The 17,749-nt window shown below is 69.7% G+C and carries 18 protein-coding genes; 9 read left to right on the forward strand and 9 right to left on the reverse strand.

Going from position 1 to position 17,749, the window contains the following annotated elements:
* Nucleotides 1-9 precede the first annotated feature (9 nt).
* From ABZ194_RS22260 to ABZ194_RS22270, 3 genes are read right to left on the reverse strand one after another with little or no spacing between them, the layout of a single operon-like run.
* Entirely contained in the window at nt 10-384 is a 375-nt protein-coding gene (locus ABZ194_RS22260; RefSeq protein ID WP_355598909.1) for a TPM domain-containing protein, read from the reverse strand.
* Entirely contained in the window at nt 378-671 is a 294-nt protein-coding gene (locus ABZ194_RS22265; protein WP_355598910.1) for a hypothetical protein, read from the reverse strand. The genes ABZ194_RS22260 and ABZ194_RS22265 overlap by 7 nt, the downstream gene beginning before the upstream one ends.
* Nucleotides 672-710: 39 nt before the next feature.
* Nucleotides 711-2,132, reverse strand: coding sequence for an amidase (locus tag ABZ194_RS22270; protein ID WP_355598911.1), 1,422 nt, complete (start codon nt 2,130-2,132; stop codon nt 711-713).
* Between the two features lie 359 nt (nt 2,133-2,491).
* On the opposite strand from ABZ194_RS22270, the gene ABZ194_RS22275 reads away from it, so the two are divergent.
* The 3 genes from ABZ194_RS22275 to ABZ194_RS22285 all read left to right on the forward strand — a co-directional run bounded on the left by ABZ194_RS22275 (nt 2,492) and on the right by ABZ194_RS22285 (nt 5,690).
* Entirely contained in the window at nt 2,492-3,109 is a 618-nt protein-coding gene (locus tag ABZ194_RS22275) for a nuclease-related domain-containing protein (protein ID WP_355598912.1), read from the forward strand.
* 133 nt (nt 3,110-3,242) lie between these two features.
* On the forward strand, nt 3,243-5,081 hold the full coding sequence (gene ilvD, locus ABZ194_RS22280) for a dihydroxy-acid dehydratase (RefSeq protein ID WP_355598913.1): 1,839 nt from the start codon (nt 3,243-3,245) through the stop codon (nt 5,079-5,081).
* 123 nt (nt 5,082-5,204) lie between these two features.
* Nucleotides 5,205-5,690 (forward strand): WYL domain-containing protein, encoded by a 486-nt coding sequence (locus tag ABZ194_RS22285; RefSeq protein WP_355598914.1) that lies wholly within the window; start codon nt 5,205-5,207, stop codon nt 5,688-5,690.
* A 72-nt stretch (nt 5,691-5,762) separates the two neighbouring features.
* On the opposite strand, the gene ABZ194_RS22290 is transcribed toward ABZ194_RS22285, so the two are convergent.
* Together ABZ194_RS22290 and ABZ194_RS22295 are read right to left on the reverse strand one after the other, a co-directional pair.
* Complete coding sequence (locus tag ABZ194_RS22290; RefSeq protein WP_355598939.1) at nt 5,763-5,981, reverse strand: zinc ribbon domain-containing protein; 219 nt, start codon at nt 5,979-5,981, stop codon at nt 5,763-5,765.
* A gap of 174 nt (nt 5,982-6,155) precedes the next feature.
* On the reverse strand, nt 6,156-6,665 hold the full coding sequence (locus tag ABZ194_RS22295) for an HNH endonuclease (protein ID WP_355598940.1): 510 nt from the start codon (nt 6,663-6,665) through the stop codon (nt 6,156-6,158).
* Between the two features lie 319 nt (nt 6,666-6,984).
* Between ABZ194_RS22295 and ABZ194_RS22300 the strand changes: the two genes are divergently transcribed.
* Nucleotides 6,985-9,057, forward strand: a complete 2,073-nt coding sequence (locus tag ABZ194_RS22300; protein WP_355598915.1) for a prolyl oligopeptidase family serine peptidase — start codon at nt 6,985-6,987, stop codon at nt 9,055-9,057.
* A 155-nt stretch (nt 9,058-9,212) separates the two neighbouring features.
* Here ABZ194_RS22300 and purU read toward each other — a convergent pair whose 3' ends face one another.
* A complete protein-coding gene (gene purU, locus ABZ194_RS22305) occupies nt 9,213-10,067 on the reverse strand; it encodes a formyltetrahydrofolate deformylase (protein ID WP_355598916.1) in 855 nt (284 codons plus the stop codon).
* 509 nt (nt 10,068-10,576) lie between these two features.
* Here purU and ABZ194_RS22310 point away from each other — a divergent pair.
* The gene (locus ABZ194_RS22310; protein ID WP_355598917.1) at nt 10,577-11,404 is read left to right on the forward strand and encodes an inorganic phosphate transporter; all 828 of its coding nucleotides are present in this window, start codon (nt 10,577-10,579) and stop codon (nt 11,402-11,404) included.
* A 38-nt stretch (nt 11,405-11,442) separates the two neighbouring features.
* Complete coding sequence (locus tag ABZ194_RS22315; RefSeq protein WP_355598918.1) at nt 11,443-12,033, forward strand: DUF47 family protein; 591 nt, start codon at nt 11,443-11,445, stop codon at nt 12,031-12,033.
* A 417-nt stretch (nt 12,034-12,450) separates the two neighbouring features.
* Here ABZ194_RS22315 and ABZ194_RS22320 read toward each other — a convergent pair whose 3' ends face one another.
* Nucleotides 12,451-12,930, reverse strand: a complete 480-nt coding sequence (locus tag ABZ194_RS22320; protein ID WP_355598919.1) for a GNAT family N-acetyltransferase — start codon at nt 12,928-12,930, stop codon at nt 12,451-12,453.
* Nucleotides 12,927-14,309: an XRE family transcriptional regulator gene (locus tag ABZ194_RS22325; protein ID WP_355598920.1), complete on the reverse strand. Its 1,383-nt coding sequence runs from the start codon at nt 14,307-14,309 to the stop codon at nt 12,927-12,929. The genes ABZ194_RS22320 and ABZ194_RS22325 overlap by 4 nt, the downstream gene beginning before the upstream one ends.
* Before the next feature lie 517 nt (nt 14,310-14,826).
* Between ABZ194_RS22325 and ABZ194_RS22330 the strand changes: the two genes are divergently transcribed.
* From ABZ194_RS22330 to ABZ194_RS22340, 3 genes are all read left to right on the forward strand, one after another.
* A complete protein-coding gene (locus ABZ194_RS22330; protein ID WP_355598921.1) occupies nt 14,827-15,111 on the forward strand; it encodes a hypothetical protein in 285 nt (94 codons plus the stop codon).
* Nucleotides 15,112-15,686: 575 nt separating this feature from the next.
* A complete protein-coding gene (locus tag ABZ194_RS22335) occupies nt 15,687-16,589 on the forward strand; it encodes a mechanosensitive ion channel family protein (protein ID WP_355598922.1) in 903 nt (300 codons plus the stop codon).
* Between the two features lie 20 nt (nt 16,590-16,609).
* Nucleotides 16,610-17,008: a globin gene (locus ABZ194_RS22340; RefSeq protein WP_355598923.1), complete on the forward strand. Its 399-nt coding sequence runs from the start codon at nt 16,610-16,612 to the stop codon at nt 17,006-17,008.
* A gap of 256 nt (nt 17,009-17,264) precedes the next feature.
* Here the strand turns inward: ABZ194_RS22340 and ABZ194_RS22345 are convergent, their stop codons facing one another.
* Nucleotides 17,265-17,708, reverse strand: a complete 444-nt coding sequence (locus ABZ194_RS22345) for a thioesterase family protein (protein ID WP_355598924.1) — start codon at nt 17,706-17,708, stop codon at nt 17,265-17,267.
* Between the last annotated feature and the right edge of the window lie 41 nt (nt 17,709-17,749).

Raw genomic sequence — 17,749 nt, forward strand, 5'->3', positions numbered from 1 at the left:
GCGAGAAGCTCATCTCCTGCGGGAAGCCAGGTCCGCCAGGATCCACACCCCGGTGACGATCCCGCCCGCCAGATCCCCCGTGACGAGCACGGCCGCCATCGACACGGCCGCCAGGCGGCACTCCCCGTCGGTGAGCCTGAGCCTGGCCCGGGAGCCCGTGACGATCTCCAGCCCCCTCTCCCCGAGGTCCACGAAGACCAGTACGGCCGTGTCGGCCTCCCGCCCCAGGGCGGCGTGCAGCCGTTCGGAGAAGTGACGGCGCGGGCCGACCGCCGGGCCGAGGTAGGCGGCGAAGCGCAGGCCGCTGCGGCGCTCGGCGGTGTACAGCGCCTCACGGATGTCCTGGGCCTGCGTCGAGGTGAGGACCGGCGTCACCGTCACCATCTCGCCGACCCCCCGCCGAGGTGCCGCCCCGGCTCGGAGATCTCCGCCAGGGCCGCCCAGTCCACCTGCGGTGTCAGCGAATGAACCGGCCGGTCCACCAGCACCAGCCCGCCGCCGCTCGCGCACCGCTCGCTGCGGTGCGGGCCGCCGAACCACACCGCGCCCGCCGAGGGGCTCCGGACGGCGCCCGCGCGCACCCGGGCGGGCAGCGTCACCAGGGCGACGATGAGCAGAAACAGACCGGCGGAAGTCCCGATCAGGAACCCGAAGACCTGGATCGCGTCCACACCTCCAACGTAAGCCCGGATCCGAAGCCTCGTCGAGACCTACCACAGGACCGGCCTGCGCTCCCCCCAGAATCCGCCGCGTGCCGCCTCCACCTGCGCCGAGACGGAGATCAGCGTGCCCTCGTCACCGAACCGCCCGGCCAGCATGACACCGATCGGCAGCCCCTCGGGCGTCCAGTGCAACGGGAGGTTGACCGCGGGCTGGCCGCTGATGTTGCAGAGGGCGGGGAAGGCGGCGAACCGCTTCATCCGCTCGAAGGTCTCCCCGGGGTCCGCCACGTCCTCGAACCAGCCCACCGGCCGGGGTGGCAGGGTCACGGTCGGGGTGAGCACCGCGTCGTACCGGTCGGTGACCAGCAGCCCGATCCGGGTGGCGAGTTGCAGCGCCGACTGGGCCTGGAGGAAGTCGGGGGCCGGGGTGGCGAAGCCCCGCTCCCGCAGCCAGGCGGTCAGCGGCCGCAGCCGGTCCTGCTTGGCCGGCTCCACCGGGTGCATGCAGGAGAACGCGTACCAGAGCGTCACGAACCACGGCACCAGGTCGGGCGTGAACGGCGAGGGGATGTCCACCACCTCGTGCCCGAGCGCCACCAGCTCCGCCGAGGCGTGCTCGTAGGCCGCGAGAACCTCGGGGGCCACCTCTGCGCCGGGGACGGGCGGCTCGGCGTGGCGGGCGATGCGCAGACGGCCGGGGTCACGCCCCACGTAGGCCGTGAACGACCCGAGGCCGGGAGGCGGCGCGTGGTAGAGGTCGCCGGGGTTGTTGTGGGCCATCACGTCGAGCAGGGCCGCGGCGTCGGCCACGGTCCTGCTGATCGGGCCGATGGTCGACAGGCCGGCCAGGTCGGGGATGATCGGGGCGGAGCTGATCCGGCCCCGGGTCGGCTTGATGCCGTACAGCCCGCAGACCGAGGCGGGGATCCGGATCGACCCGGCGCCGTCGCTGCCCTGCGCGGCGGGGGCCAGGCCTGCGGCGACCGCGGCCGCGGCGCCGCCGCTGGATCCGCCGGCCGAGCGGGAGAGGTCCCACGGCGTGCGGGTGGGCGGGGAGACCGAGGTCTCGGTGTAGCACGGCAGACCGAACTCGGGCGTCGCCGTCTTGCCGAGCATGATCGTCCCGGCGTCCCTGAGCCGCTCGACGACGCTGTCGTCCACCGGGGCCACGAAGTCGCCGTAGACGGCGGAGCCGAAGTGGATCGGGACGCCCTTGACGAGGTTGAGATCCTTGATCGGGATCGGCACCCCGAGCAGCGGCGAGGGGTCCTCCCCCGCCAGCACCCGGGCCTCGGCCTTGTGCGCCTGCTCAAGGGCCGTTTCGGGGGTCACGGTCACGTAGGCGCCGACCTGGGGGTCCAGTCGTGCGATGCGGTCGAGGTAGTGCTCGGTGATCTCGACGGGCGAGATCTCCCCGCGACGCACGGCCGTGGCCTGCTCCAGGGCGCTAAGATCGTGTATGTGAGCCACGTCCCGCACAGTAGGCGCAGACGGCCGGGTTATCCAGAGAGAAAAAGAATGGATACCCGCTTTGACGGGTTGTCAAGCAGATGACGGCGGTCACAAAAGTATGAGAAACGCAATACTAGGCACCCTCACGGACGTCAGCTACGGTGAGTGACGTGGATTCCGGTCAGGCACCAGAAGACGGTAACACTACGTCACCAATTTGGGTCAGCGACCGACCGGCCGAGGACAGGCCGACGTCTCGACCCGCCGCACCCGCGTCTACGTACGCACCCGTCGAGCGCGCCTCCCTTCGCGGCCTGCTCGACGACCCCAGGTACGGTCATCTGCGACGGCGCGCCCTGGTCGCGGTCGTCGTGGGAGTGGTAGCGACCATCCTGTTCGCCAGCTGGCGGCTCGGGGTCACCGCCGCGGTGCTGGGCGCGATCGTCGACACGGTGCTGCGAGCCCGCGCCCACTCGACCGTGCCCGCCTGGCGGCGCGCCTCGGTCGCGGAGCGGCGCACCGAGGCCCAGCTCAAGAGGCTGGAGCGGGGTGGTTACCGCACCCTGCACGCCCGCGCGATCCCGGGGAGCGAGGCGCAGATCGACCACCTGGTGGTCGGTCCCACCGGCGTGTACGCCGTCGACTCCGAGAAATGGGACAAGCGCCTGCCCGTCCGCGTCCAGTCGCACCGCAAGCTGTTCCACGGCCCGTTCAACCAGAAGCCCCGCCTCGACGAGGCTCGCTGGGAGGCCTCCCAGGCCGCCCAGCTGATCGGCGAGGCGCTCAGCCGCGAGGTCACGATCATCCCGTCTCTGGCGATCTACGGCCCGGCGATTCCGTGGAAGGTCCTCACGGTCCGCGACGTCGACGTCTTCGACGGCGGTCGTGTCCGTAAATGGATCACCAAGCGGGAACGGTCACTCACCGACGTCGAAATCGACGAGATCTACGACGCCGCCGAGCGGGTTCTGCCCGCGCGCTATCCCGAGTCCTGACCCCCGGCCCGGCCCGTGGCGGGCCGGGCCGCGCGGGGCCCGGCCCGCCCTCTCGCGATGTGGACGGACGTCTTACGCACCGGTCGTTGGCCGTACCATTTGAGGACACGGTTTCGACGATGGGAGCAGCCTCATGCCCGCCCTCAGGTCTCGTACGGTCACTCACGGCAGAAACATGGCCGGAGCCCGGGCCCTGCTCCGGGCGACGGGCGTGGGCGCCGGCGACTTCGGCAAGCCGATCATCGCCGTGGCCAACAGCTTCACCCAGTTCGTCCCCGGACACGTCCATCTCCGCGAGGTCGGCGACGTGGTCGCCGGGGCGATCCGCGAGGCGGGGGCGATCCCGCGCGAGTTCAACACGATCGCGGTGGACGACGGCATCGCGATGGGCCACGGTGGCATGCTCTACTCGCTGCCCAGCCGCGAGCTGATCGCGGACGCGGTCGAGTACATGGTGAACGCGCACTGCGCCGACGCGCTGATCTGCGTCTCCAACTGCGACAAGATCACTCCTGGCATGCTGCTCGCCGCGTTCCGGCTCAACATCCCCACGGTCTTCGTCTCCGGCGGCCCGATGGAGGCCGGCAAGACGCCGGGCCGCAAGCTCGACCTGATCGACCCGATGATCGCCGCCGCCGACGACGGCGTCTCCGACGCCGAGCTGCTGGAGATGGAGGAGAACGCCTGCCCGACCTGCGGTTCGTGCAGCGGGATGTTCACCGCCAACTCGATGAACTGCCTCGCCGAGGCCATCGGCCTGGCGCTGCCGGGCAACGGCACGATCCTCGCCACGCACAAGGCGCGCAAGAAGCTGTTCCAGGACGCCGGGCGGCAGCTGGTGGAGATCACCCGCCGCTACTACGAGGAGGACGACGAGACCGTCCTGCCCCGCGCCATCGCCACCAAGGAGGCGTTCGAGAACGCCATGGCGCTGGACGTGGCGATGGGCGGGTCGACCAACACGATCCTGCACATCCTCGCCGCGGCCCGCGAGGCCCAGGTGGACTTCGGGCTCAAGGAGATCAACGAGATCTCGCTGCGGGTGCCGTGCCTGTGCAAGGTCGCCCCGGCCACCGCGAAGTACCACGTGGAGGACGTCCACCGCGCGGGCGGCATCCCGGCCATCCTCGGCGAGCTCAGCCGGGCCGGCCTGATCCACCGTGACGCCTACACCGTCAACGGTGGAACGATCGGCGACTACGTCGACGCCTGGGACCCGTGCTCGGCCGGCGTGCTGCCCGAGGCGCTGGAGCTCTGGCACGCGGCCCCCGGCAACGTCCGCACCGTCAAGCCCTACTCCCAGGAGGCCCGCTGGGACTCTCTGGACCTCGACCGGTCCGAGGGCTGCGTGCGCGACTCCGAGCACGCCTACACCCGCGACGGCGGCCTGGCCGTCCTCTACGGCAACATCGCCACGGAGGGCTGCATCGTCAAGACCGCCGGGGTCGACGAGTCCATCTGGAGGTTCTCCGGCCCCGCCGTGGTCTTCGAGTCACAGGAGCAGGCGGTCGAGGGCATCCTGAACAACAGGGTCAAGGCCGGAGACGTCGTGGTGATCCGCTACGAGGGGCCGAAGGGCGGGCCCGGCATGCAGGAGATGCTCTACCCGACCTCGTTCCTGAAGGGCAAGGGCCTGGGCAAGGTCTGCGCCCTGGTCACCGACGGCCGTTTCTCCGGCGGCACCAGCGGGCTGTCCATCGGCCACGCCTCCCCCGAGGCCGCCGAGGGCGGCACCATCGCCCTGGTCGAGGAGGGCGACACCGTCGAGATCGACATCCCGGGCCGTTCGATCGAGCTGAAGGTCCCCCAGGCGGAGCTCACCGCGCGACGTGAGCGGCTCCTGGCCGATCTGGGCGGCTACCGGCCGCGCGACCGGGAGCGCCAGGTGAGCGCCGCGCTCCAGGCCTACGCCGCGCTGACCACCTCGGCCTCCACGGGCGCCTCGCGGGATCTGTCCCAGCTCTCCCGCTGACGGTCTCCCCCGCTCCGCCCACCGGCTTCCCTGCCGGGTACGGCCCGCCGCACCCGGCAGGGAAGCGTGCTGTGTCCGACAGGGCGTTCGAAAAATGTCGGTGGCCGTCGATACCATAGGGATATGGCCAACGTCATCAAGCCTTCCGCCAGCCCTTTGACGACCGCCGAGATCGCCGCCCTCGCCCTGTCCCTGGCCCATCTGGGGTCGGGCCCGCAGGCCACCACCGCCCGCAGCGGCCTGCGCCACGCCTTCGAGCACATGGAGCTCGACGACGAGATCATCGCCACCACGCTCACGACCTTGACCGAGCCGATGCCCGGCCCGATCGCCGACCGGGCCAGGACCATCGCCGGCGCCATCACGTCAGGTCTGGTGATCCGCCTGCACTACCAGGACGCCTCCGGCCGGGTCACCGTCCGCGACGTCGATCCGGTGACCTGCATGGTCCACCGCGACTACTGGTATCTCGTGGGAATGTGCCGTCTGCGGGGCGCGATCCGGGCTTTCCGGTTCGACCGGATCGTGGCCGCCGAGCCCACCTTCGTCCCCGCCCGCCCGCATCGGGCCGACAACTTCCTGCCCTTCCAGGGCAGGCGCGCCGCATAGGGCGCCCGCCGCGGTCGTCCGGGCGACCGCCGCGGGCGGCGGATCGGGGGGGGTCGGGGGTCCCGCGAGAGACTAGCCGCAGCAGCCGCCACCACAGCATCCGCCACCGCCACCGGCGGCAGGGCCCGGCGCTCCGGCGCCGGACCCGCCCGTCACGGCGACGGTGGACAGCAGCTTCACGGTGTCGTCGTGCCCCTGCGGGCAGGGCGCGGGATCACCGGACTGCGCCATCGGACGGGAGAGCTCAAAAGTGGACCCGCAGGCACGGCAGCGGAAGTCATAGCGCGGCATGCCATACACATTACTCAGCCGAACGTGGTGGCCGATCACCTGGTAGACGGAGTTGGAGGTGAGGTCGGACGGGCCGGTGAGGAACGGCACCTCGTCCGCCCCGCCCGCACCGTGCCCGCATCGCGTGCCGCCGAGCGGCGTCGGGCTCCGCTCGGAAAGACGTCCGGGCGCCCCTCAGGCGGCGCTCTCCGCGAGATAGGGCGCCCACTGGGGGTCTCCGATGTTGTGCGCGCCGATCAGCCTCCAGTGGACTCCCCGCGGAACCACGGGAGCGACGTCCAGCGTCCATCCCAGCTCCTCCAGCATCCGGTCCGCCTTGCGGTGGTTACACGGCGTGCAGGAGGCCACGCAGTTCTCCCACGTGTGGGGGCCACCCCTCGAACGGGGGATCACGTGGTCGATGGTCTCGGCCCGCTGGCCGCAGTAGGCGCACCGGTAGTCGTCCCGGCGCATCAGCGCGGTGCGCGTCAGCGGGATCCGGGACCGGTAGGGGATGCGGACGTACCGGCGAAGCCTGATCACCGACGGGACGTCGAGCGTGCGGCTCGCCGAGCGGAATACGGCCCCCCGGCCGTCGCGGTGCACGACGTCCGCCTTCTCCCTGAGCACCAGCACGACCGCGCGGTGCAGGGAGAGCGTGGTCAGGGGCTCGTAGGTGGCGTTGAGCAGCAGGACCTGGCGCATCAGCATGCCTTCCCCGCCGCATGACGCGTCATCTGAGGGGGCACGCCGTGGCGTACCCCGGTTGGCGGCCCCTCCTGGGGCCCGGATGCTTCCGTCACGAGGACCTCCGCCGGACGGCCCAGCGGATGGTCACCACGGCACCGTCCTCCACCAAGTTTGGCTTCTGCATCGTCGTTCCCGCCACCCACTAAACGACTGGAGGGACGCCCGGTACGTTTTATGCCCGCATTACCAGTTTTTAACTCCTCCATTCGAAGATCGAGTACGCCACTCGCGCAATGGTTCCGTACCGCCGTCACCAGGTCATAGGGTTCGTGCCATGACTCGACAGCCATACCCGCCCGCCGGCCGTGACGACCTCGTCGAGGAGCTCCACGGTGTCAGCGTCGCCGACCCCTACAGATGGCTGGAAGCCCCCGACGACCCGGCGACCGAGGAGTGGCTGGCCGCGCAGGAGAAGCTGTTCGCCACCGAGATGGGGGCGCTTCCGGAGCGCGACCGGTTCAAGGCGCGGATCGCCGAGCTGCTCAGGTCCGGCTCGATCGGCGCACCGGTCTGGCGGGGGGAGCGACGGCTGTTCATGCGGCGCACTCCGGAGCAGGAGCACGCGGTGCTCTACACCGTCGACCCCGACGGCACCGAGCGCGCGCTACTGGACCCGATGGCGCTGGACCCGACCGGGCTCACCACCCTCGACTCCTGGCAGCCCGACAAGGAGGGCAGGCTGCTCGCCTACCAGGTCTCGGTGGGCGGCGACGAGGAGTCGAGCCTCTATCTGATGGACATCGCCTCCGGCGACCGGATCGAAGGGCCGATCGACCGGTGCCGCTACTCCCCCATCGCCTGGCTCCCCGGCGGGGAGGCGTTCTACTACGTGCGCAGACTGCCCGCCACCGAGGTGCCCGAGGGTGAGGGGCAGTTCCACCGCCGGGTCCACCTGCACCGGGTCGGCACCTCCACCATCGAGGACGTGCTGATCTTCGGGGCCGGGATGGAGAAGACCAACTACTACGGGGTCGCGGTCTCCCGCGACGGGCGCCGGCTGCAGATCTCCGCCTCCCGGGGCACGGCGCCGCGCAACGACCTGTGGGTGGCCGACCTTTCGGCCTCCTCCCCCGAGTCGCCGGAGCTGGTCGTCGTCCAGGAGGAAGTCGACGCCCAGACCGCGCTGCACTTCGGGCGTGACGGGCTGCTCTACGTCTTCACCGACCGCGACGCCCCCCGCGCCCGGATCTGCGTGACCGACCCGGCCACCCCCCAGTTCGAACACTGGCGCGACCTGATCCCGCAGGACCCCGAGGCCGTGCTGACGGACTTCGCCATCCTCGACGACCTGGACCGGCCGGTCATGCTCGTCGGCTGGACCCGTCACGCGATCAGTGAGATCTCCGTCCACGACCTGAGCACCGGCGAGCGGATCGGGCAGGTGCCCACCCCCGGCCTGGGCACGATCGGCGGCATCTCCGAACGCCCCGAGGGCGGCCACGAGGCGTGGTTCGGCTACACCGACAACACCACCCCGCCGACCATCCAGCGCTACGACGCCCGCACCGGTGAGACGACCCTCTGGGCCGCCTCTCCGGGAGCCGTCGAGGTGCCCGCCGTCGACACCGAGCAGATGACCTACCGCTCGGCCGACGGCACCGAGGTCCACATGCTGGTGATCTCCTCCCCCGGCGCCGAGGGGCCGCGCCCCACGATCCTGTACGGTTACGGCGGCTTCGGCCTCTCGATGACCCCCGGCTACTCGGCGTCCATCCTGACCTGGGTGGAGTCGGGCGGCAGCTATGCGATCGCCCAGCTGCGCGGGGGCGGCGAGCAGGGCGAGGAGTGGCACCGGGCCGGGATGCTCGCCCACAAGCAGAACGTCTTCGACGACCTGCACGCGGCGGCCGAGCATCTGATCGCCACCGGCGTCACCACCGCCTCCCGGCTGGCCATCTCCGGCGGCTCCAACGGCGGCCTGCTGGTCGGCGCCGCCCTCACCCAGCGCCCCGACCTGTACGCCGCGGTGGTCTGCTCGGCCCCGCTGCTGGACATGATCCGCTACGAGCTGTTCGGCCTGGGCGCGACCTGGAACGTCGAGTACGGCTCAGCCGAGAAGCCCGACGAGTTCGCCTGGCTGCACGGCTACTCGCCCTACCACCACGTCCGCGAGAACGTGTCCTACCCGGCGACGCTGTTCGCCGTCTTCCAGTCCGACACCCGGGTCCACCCGCTGCACGCCTGGAAGATGTGCGCCGCGCTCCAGTACGCCCAGGAGGCCGACCGGCCGATCCTGCTCCGCAACGAGACCGAGGTCGGCCACGGCGCCCGGGCGATCAGCAAGACCGTCGAGCTCGCCGCCGACCAGCTCACCTTCCTCGCCCACCACACGGGCCTGACCTCCTGACGTCCGCCCCGGCCGGGGCGCCGCCCGCCCCGGCCACGCGCCCCGGAACCGGCGGTTCCGCAGGCGGGGCGTTCCGGTCGGAGGCCCTTCAGCCGGGCGTTCCGGCGCGGGGCCGCCGCGGAGACGGCCGCCGCGGGCCCGGCGAGGACGCGTGGTCAGCGTGGGAAGACGACGGTCTTGTGACCGTCGAGAAGGACGCGCTGCTCGGTGTGCCACCGTACGGCCCGCGCCAGGGCCTGGCACTCGACGTCACGGCCGATGGCCGCCAGGTCCTCCGGGGAGTGGGTGTGGTTGACCCGGGCCACCTCCTGCTCGATGATCGGCCCCTCGTCGAGGTCGGCGGTCACGTAGTGGGCGGTGGCGCCGATCAGCTTCACCCCCCGCGAATGGGCCTGGTGGTACGGCTTGGCCCCCTTGAACGACGGCAGGAACGAGTGGTGAATGTTGATCACGTTCCCGGCCAGCTTGACGCACAGGTCCTCCGACAGCACCTGCATGTAACGGGCGAGCACCACCAGATCGGCCTGATAGTGATCGACCAGGGCCAGGATCTCCGCCTCCTGCCGGGGCCTGGTCTCGGCGGTCACCGGCAGGTGGTGGTAGTCGATGCCGTAGGACTGGGTCAGCGGCCGCAGATCCGGGTGGTTGGCGACCACCCCGACGATCTCGATGTCCAGCAGACCGGAACGTGTCCGGTAGAGCAGGTCGTTGAGGCAGTGACCGAACTTGCTGACCATCACCAGCACACGCGGTTTGACGGCCGTGTCCCGTAGTTTGAGTTCCATGCCGAATTCGGGGGCGAGCGCGGCGAAGGCCTCGCGGAGCTCGGCGCCGGGCAGCGATGAGGCGAACTCCACCCGCATGAAGAACCGTTCGGCGACGGGATCGCCGAACTGCTGGCTCTCGACGATGTTGCATCCCCTCCGGGCCAGGAGGCCGGAGACCGCGGCCACCACCCCGGGGCGGTCCGGGCAGGACAGGGTCAGCACGAACCGGGTGGCGGAGCTCATACGATCTCCTCGCCCGGCCGTTCGGAGCCCGCACCGGGCCTTCTGACTCGCTCGTTCATGCCCTCATCCCCGAAAAGGCCGGATCCACCGCGTCTCACACCGACCTGGGCAGAGTACAGCGCGTCACCCGCCTTCACCCACACGTGTCCCCCACGCGTTCGCGCCGTGCGGCCGCCGTGGTCGCCTCCGGAGCCGGGGAGTGAGCCGTGGATCGTGCCGATGCCGGCGAGACGGGGTTGTCACCCATCATTCACCGGATCTTTGGGTAAGCATGTCCGTATCAGTGCCCCTCTGACGCATCCCAAAGCGCCCGGACGGGGACCCGCAGCCAATTTACCCATGATTCCGTGACCGAACCGGCATTGTTGTTCACCGTTTGTTCATCTGAGATAGGGGGTGTGAGCCTGATTGCCCTAACATCGCTCGCCGGGTTGTTCTCGGTCGTCACCGGGATCAACGACGGCGGTGCCCTACTGGCGACCGGACTGAAAATCCCCAGTATCCGACCGATGATCGGCCTGACCGCCCTGATGACCGCGGTCGCGCTGGTTCCCCTGGTGACCCATCAAGTCGCCGCGACCTTCACCACCCGACTAACGAACCTGGACGTCCCCGGCGGCCGGATCGTCATGACCGTCGCCGTCCTTTCCGCACTCACCGTCGTCACCTTCCTCAGCAACCGGGGACGGCCCACCAGCCTGACCCTGGCCATCGTCGGCGCCCTCACCGGCGCCGGTCTCGGCTGGGGACTGCCCGTCTCAGGCCGCGCCGTACTGTTCGTGCTGGCGGTCGGAGTGGCGGCGCCGTTCGTGGGAGGACTGCTGGCGATCCTGATGAGCCGCCTGCTCATGCTGCTGGCGCGGGGCCGTAGGCTGCGGCAGTGGCACCGCGCCGGGTTCGCCGTGCAGTGCCTGGCCTACGCGGCGAACGACGGTCAGAAGATGCTGGCCATCTTCATGATCGCGCTCGGCTTCGAGGACGCCCCGCTCCCCGTCTGCCTGATCGTGGCGGCCCTGTTCGGCGTCGGTGCCATGTACGGACTGCCCCGGGCCGGCCGCGCCCTCAGCCGGGAGATCATCGCCTCCCGGCCGCTGCACGGCGTGACCGCCGAGTTGTCCAGCGGCACCGCGGTGATCGGCTGCGCCGCGATCGGCGTGCCGGTGAGCATGACACAGACAATCGCCGGTGCCCTGATCGGGGCCGGCGTCGCCGAGAGCACCGCCAAGGTGCGCTGGCATGCCGCAACAAAGATCGTTCTAGCCTGGACGCTGACGCTGCCGGTGAGCGGACTGCTCGCCGCGGCGGCGGCGCTCATCGTACGAGGAGTGATTGCGTGAAACGATTACGACGGGTTCGAGACCTGATAACCGGGCGCATGGACAGTGCGCTCGGTGAGGCGCTGATCGGGCAACTGGAGGCCACCAAGGAGGGGGCCTGGCTGGCCATGGCCATGATCAGCGGAGACACCGGCCGCACCGACGCCCACGTGCGGATGCGCGCCATCGAGCATCGCGGCGACACCGAGCGGGCCCGCCTGATCGAGGAGCTGTCCAGCTCCCTGGTGACGCCGATCGACCGCGAGGACCTGTTCCGCCTCTCCCGCTCGATCGACGACGTGCTGGACTCCCTCCGCGACTTCGTGCGCGAGTCGCACCTCTACCGGGTCGACGACCAGCGGCGCTTCGCCCCCATGCTCGACCAGGCGATCGTCGGCATCGAATCCCTGGAGACCGCGGTCCGCGACCTGGTCTCCCGCCCCTCCGCGGTCACCGTGGACGCGCTGGAGGCCAAGAAGGCCGGTGGGACCCTCCGGCGCATGTACCAGTACGAGATCGCCCGCATCTTCTCCGGGGAGATCAGCACGGAGAACATGAAGGAACGCGAGCTGGTCCGCCGCCTGGAGATCGTCGGCATGGCGATCGGCGAGGCCGCCGACGCCATAGCCGACGGCGCGATGAAACGCTAACGTCCCAGCCGTCCCCCCTTGTCACGCTCCAGACCATTACCCCGCATAACCGCCGCCGGAGGCGCATCGAACGGTCAGCCTCCGGCGGCGGGCCGCCCATCCGCCGGATGATCTCCCCCAGGGCGTGAAATATCCCCCTAGGGGGAAATATCGCTACCCGGGAGGAAGGAATCCACGCCGCGAGGCGGCGCGGGTAGCGATTCATCCTCCGCGGGGGAGAATTCACCACCCAGGCCAACCTTGGGGATAAGTCACCCTGCCGGCACCCGTCGGGCGCCGAGCCCGCTGGCGCCGGCCCGATAATAATGATCTTCTTCGGCGCGCCCGCACGGGAGAGCGAATCCAGGCACGAGAAACACGCGCTCCGGCACTTCACCGGATGGCGATGACCAATAGATCTGGATTTGTTCTAATTTGTCAGAGTAGACATGCCGAAGTCAGATCTTTTTCCCCATAAATCACGATGCATCCGCCACGTTCTTCCCTGCGGATCTCGCGCCAGCCGTACTTGCGGTAGAGCTCGATCGCGGCCGGCTGGTTGAGGGTGGTGTCCCCGCAGAGCCGGGCATACCCCAGCTCGATCGCCCGTTTCTCCAGCTCGGCGGCCATCCGGTCACCGAAGCCACGCCTCTGGAAATCCGGGTGAACCCGCATACGGCACATCTCAGCGGTCTGGTCGTCGACCCGGCGGAGACCGCCCATCGCGACGACCTGCCCTCCGGGAACCTCGCCGACCAGGAACTCCCCCCGGGCGGCGAGATAGACCTCGTGGATCCTCGGGAAGTCGTCCTCGTAGTAGACGCCGTCTCCCGGCGCGAGACCGACCTGGCCGAGGCAGATCCGGTGCAGCGCCGAGACCGACTCCAGGTCGGACCGGCGGTAGCGCCGAAGCCTCATACATCCCCCAGCGTCGGGTCAGCCGACGGCGCGGCGCGCAGTGCCTCCAGATAGACCTTGAGTTCGGGATGGTCGGGAGCCTTGGCCTCCACGGCCTTGGCCACCTCGTGGGCCCGCTGGATGAGGATGTCCGGGCGACACCCCTCCCCCAGGCCGGCGAGGGTGGCCTTGGCGATCGCCAGAGCCTCGTCCACGTCGCCTTCCAGGAGTTTGCACTTGGCACGGTCGAACTTGATGAACGTCGGGTCGAGCCAGTCCGCCGGGCCGTACTTGGTGAGCGCCTGCTCCAAGATGAGGTCGGCCTCCATGGTTTGCCCCAGCTTCACCAGCGCGTCGCCCTGGTGGAAGTAGAGTTGCCGCTCGGTGTAGCCGAAGGTCGGGTCGTCCTGGTCGGCGGCGGTCATCTGGGAGAACGCGGCCCTGGCCCGGGACAGTGCCCGCTTGGCCTGGTCGACCACGTCCTTCTTCCCCGCGCCCGACATCATCGCGAGCGCCCGGGCCTCCACGACGGGGGCCATGGCCTGGGCCGCGCACGGCGTCTGACCGGCCAGGTCGCGGCTCTTCCTGGCGAGGTTGAGCGCCTCGCGCGGATCACCGTAGTAGAGCGGGACCAGCGCCTCCCTGGCGATGACCCAGGCTCTCAGCGCGCGGTCCCCGGTGTCGTCGGCGGCCATCCGGCCGGTCCTGAAGAAGGACCTGGCCATCCTGTGGTCACCGAGATTAATCATGATCATGCCGCTGAGACCGGCGAGCTGGGCCGCCATCCGGCAGAGCCGTTCCTGCAGATCCACCGGCTGGCGCCGCTCCATGGCCTTGCGCACGGCGCTGAACTCCAGCAGCACGTCACAGAGCAGCCGTAACGGCGGTGTGCTCATGTACTGCCGGCCGAAGCCGACGGTACTCTCCTCCCACTGGTCGAGCATCGCGGGTGAGACGGTTGCCGAGACCAGGGTCTCGTCCATCCTCCTGCGGATGTTCTCCACGGATCCGAGCACCTGTCCGTCCAGCGCGACGCCGCTGCCGGCCAGAAGCTGTAAAAGCGTCCTCCGTAACACGTTCTCGTCCTCCTCGCTCCCGCCCGCGGAAGGGTCACCGCCGATCGACTTGGTCGGCAGCTCGCGCGGATCAGGGGAAGTGTCGGGTCTTCCATCCTGGAGATCACCTCGGACCGCACCGGGCATCCGGTGGCCGTGACCACAGATACAGGGGCCGTCGTAGCCGAGGGAGGCCGGTTCCACCCGGTAGGCGGAGCACAGGTAGTGGAGATACTCGGGTCCCGGCCGCTTCAGCCCACTCTCGTAGGCGGACAGCAGCGTCTCCCCGATCCCCGGAGCCGGCTTGCCATCGCGCTCGAACAGCGCCCGAATCTGTTCGATCACGTCGGCGAGGGCGACACCGTGCGCGAGACGATGACCCTTGATGCGCGTGGTCCCGAACTGCGGACCACACGTGTCGTGGATCTCCTCGGCGATCTGGGCCGGACTACGCCCGGCAGCCAGGCCCCTCGCCCGGATTTGCCGCGCTAACTCTGTCTCCTTGTGCTGCCTGCCGGACATACCGGCCCCTCTCTTGTGGCCAGCTGGGCTGGTTGGCACACCGATCCCGACCGGTCCTCTCCCCGTTGGCCCGGTGCGATTCAGGATCGCACCGCGCCTAGGGAGAATAATGGACCACAGTTGGCTTATTCGGAACGCACGAATTAAGCCATCGGCTAAGGATCGTCCTCCAACGGACTGCTTCTTTCAACCTACTTGGGACAAGGCATACCCCAATCACGATGAGCCGCCGTTGACCCATCGCGCCCGGTGAGTCATGTTTGGCCAACCAGCACCGATTCGCGTAACCGAGCGAACACGGTTCGGCACGAGATCGGCCAAGACCAGGAGGAGGGACGAGTTGGGGGAAGACAACTTCGGGCACCTGGAGCGGTTGGTGTCGGAGCTCGACGCCCGAGGTTTGCACGCCCGGGTGGTGCGGACCCAGTCGGGCCGCGCCTTCGTCCGTGTGATCAACCCGAACGCGACCAGCCTGGCGGAGAACGTCACCTGCCGGGCGCAGACCGCTCCCAGCCACCGCGACTGGTACTACTGGTGGTCTTGGGGAGAGCGTATGCACACGGTAAGCGACCCCGCAGGGGCGGCGACCAAGGTCGCCCGCGTGCTCGCCGCGGTGGGGGAGTAACAGGGTGAACGGTGGCCCGGACGGGGTCGCAGCCATCCGGGCCACCGCGCCTACCGCGGTCACAAGGCCGGCGGGGTGACCGGTGCGGAGCGTCCTCCTGGACGCTGGGCACCCCGCCGGCTCCGGAGGCGGGACGGCATGTCCAGACCACCGGAGCCCCCGGCAACGCGGCACAGAGACGACAAACAGACTACCGTCCGGGATTTTCCGGACGGTGATCGGAGGGATCCCCCTGGAAACGGCACGGGACACGCTTCCGGGTGCGTGCCCCGTCCGAGCCGCCCGTCACCGGAGCTTCCGGACCCGCCCCCCGCGGCCCCGGATCCGGACGCTCCCGTCTTCCCCGGCGTGATGTGACGGCGGCCGGTTCGGTCGGCAATATAGGTAGGTCGCCTGGCTTACCCCTTTACTCGCCGAACCGATCCGGGAGGATCCACTCCGTGTTACCGCCCGTTCCCGCACCTACTCCCACACCTCTCCCCTCCCCTCTGCCTTCGGTCATCCCCGACTGGCTGGATCTCAACGCCATGGCGAACGGGTCGTGCGGGCCCAATGGTGGGGTAATCTGCGAGCTCGTGCAGACCGTTCTGCCCGCAACCTGGGCCCCCATCGTCGCCGGGCTGATCGCCGGGCTGATCGCGGTCGTGCTGATCACGGTCGTCGCGCTGGTTCTCCGCAACATGTCCCACCGGCTGATCGGCCGGGTTGTGCAGCGTGCCTCCTCCGACCGCCCCTCCCTGGCCGGGCGGCTGCGCGGCAAGGAGGCGACGCCCCTCGACGGTCTCGACGCCATCGTGGCCGAACGGCGCAGGCAACGGGCCGAGACCATGGGCTCCGTACTCAAGCACATCGCCTCGATCATCATTCTGGGCACGGCGGCCCTGACCATCCTCGAACGACTCTCCGTCCCGATCGCCCCCCTGCTGACCAGCGTCGGCATCCTGGGCGTGGCGATCGGTTTCGGCTCCCAGGAGCTCGTCAAGGACTTCATCGCGGGCATGTTCATGCTCCTGGAGGACCAGTACGGCGTGGGCGACGTGATCGACGTCGGCGCGACGGTCGGCGCCGCCGCCACGGTCGGCACCGTCGAGGCCGTCACCCTGCGCATCACCAGGCTGCGCGACGCCGACGGCCGGGTCTGGTACGTCCGCAACGGCACCATCACCCGGGTCGGCAACGAGTCCCAGGGCTGGTCCCGCGCCACGGTGGACGTGCCGGTCGCCTACACCGCCGACATCCCGGCGGTCCGCGACCTGCTCAAGGAGGTCGCGGACGAGCTGTGGAAGGACGCCGCCTTCCGTGACTCCGTCATCGTCGAGGAGCCGCAGGTCTGGGGCATCGAACAGATCTCCGACACGGCCGTCGTCTTCCGGGTGAGCGCCAAGACGATCCCCTCCCGGCAGGCCGAGGTCGGCCGTGAGCTGCGCGTCCGCGTCAAGTCCGCCCTGGATCGGGCCGCCATCCCGATCGCCGCCTGACGTCACTTAGGCTTGGGGGCGTGTCCGCTATCCCCGAGGAACCCCAGTCCTTCCATGACGCCGTCGGCGGCGAGGAGACCTTCCGGCGTCTCGTCCACCGCTTCTACCAGGGCGTCGTGGAAGACCCGCTGCTCTGGCCGCTCTACCCCGAGGACGACCTCGACGGGGCCGAAGACCGGCTGGCCCTCTTCCTGATCCAGTACTGGGGCGGCCCGAACACCTACAGCCGGCAGCGAGGGCACCCTCGGCTGCGGATGCGGCACAGCCCGTTCGTGATCGGCCCGGTCGAGCGCGACGCGTGGCTGAGGCACATGCACGACGCCGTGGTCGCGCTGGAGCTCCCCGAGGAGCACCAGAAGCGTCTGTGGGACTACCTCGTCTACGCGGCGCACAGCATGGTCAACGCCCCCGGCGCGTAAAACCCGCCGGGCCAGGGCGATCGAAGCGCGTGGAAACCCTGGCCGCGCGTCCCGTCGTCCACGGAATCCACGTTCGCGGCCCCGCCGACGCCTCGGGAGACGGCGTCGGCGATCTGGCCGGCATCCGGCAGCTCCTGCCGTCAGGTGGGGCCGACCGGCGGAGGTTCACCGGCAGCGGATCGGAGATCCCCTCCGAGACCGCCGGCCCCTCTCCGGGCTCCGGAGAAGGCCAAGCCCCCTCACCCCGGCCATCCGGTCACCCGTCTGCCTGGTAGCGGCCCAGGTAGCCGAGTTCGTGCCGGTCCAGCCGACGCGGGGCCGCCTTCTCCACGTCGTAGGCGACGATCACCGAACGAGCCTGGACGAAGATCTCCTCGTCGTCACGGATCTCGTGGTTGAGGGTGAACCGGACCGGGCGGACCTCGGTCACCCACGACTCCACCCGGACCGGATCGGCGCGGAAGGTGAGGGGACGCCGGTAGTCGATCTCGTGCCTGGCCACCACGAGCCCCTGAAAGGGGGTCTCCCCCTCCCGATAGGGATCGATGTGGAAGATCTCCAGGCGCGCGTCCTCAAGGTAGTCGAAGAATCTGACGTTGTTGACGTGGCCCAGCGAGTCGACGTCGGCGAACCTGACGGCCCGGGGGAACACGTGCCTGCGGATACTGCTCACGGCGTCGGCCACGCTCTGTCCAAACACACGAGAAAGGTAGCGAGCCTCCGGCGCCCGCCGGTACGGCG

It is taken from the genome of Streptosporangium sp. NPDC006007 (assembly GCF_040614315.1).
In the GTDB taxonomy this organism is placed as follows: domain Bacteria; phylum Actinomycetota; class Actinomycetes; order Streptosporangiales; family Streptosporangiaceae; genus Streptosporangium.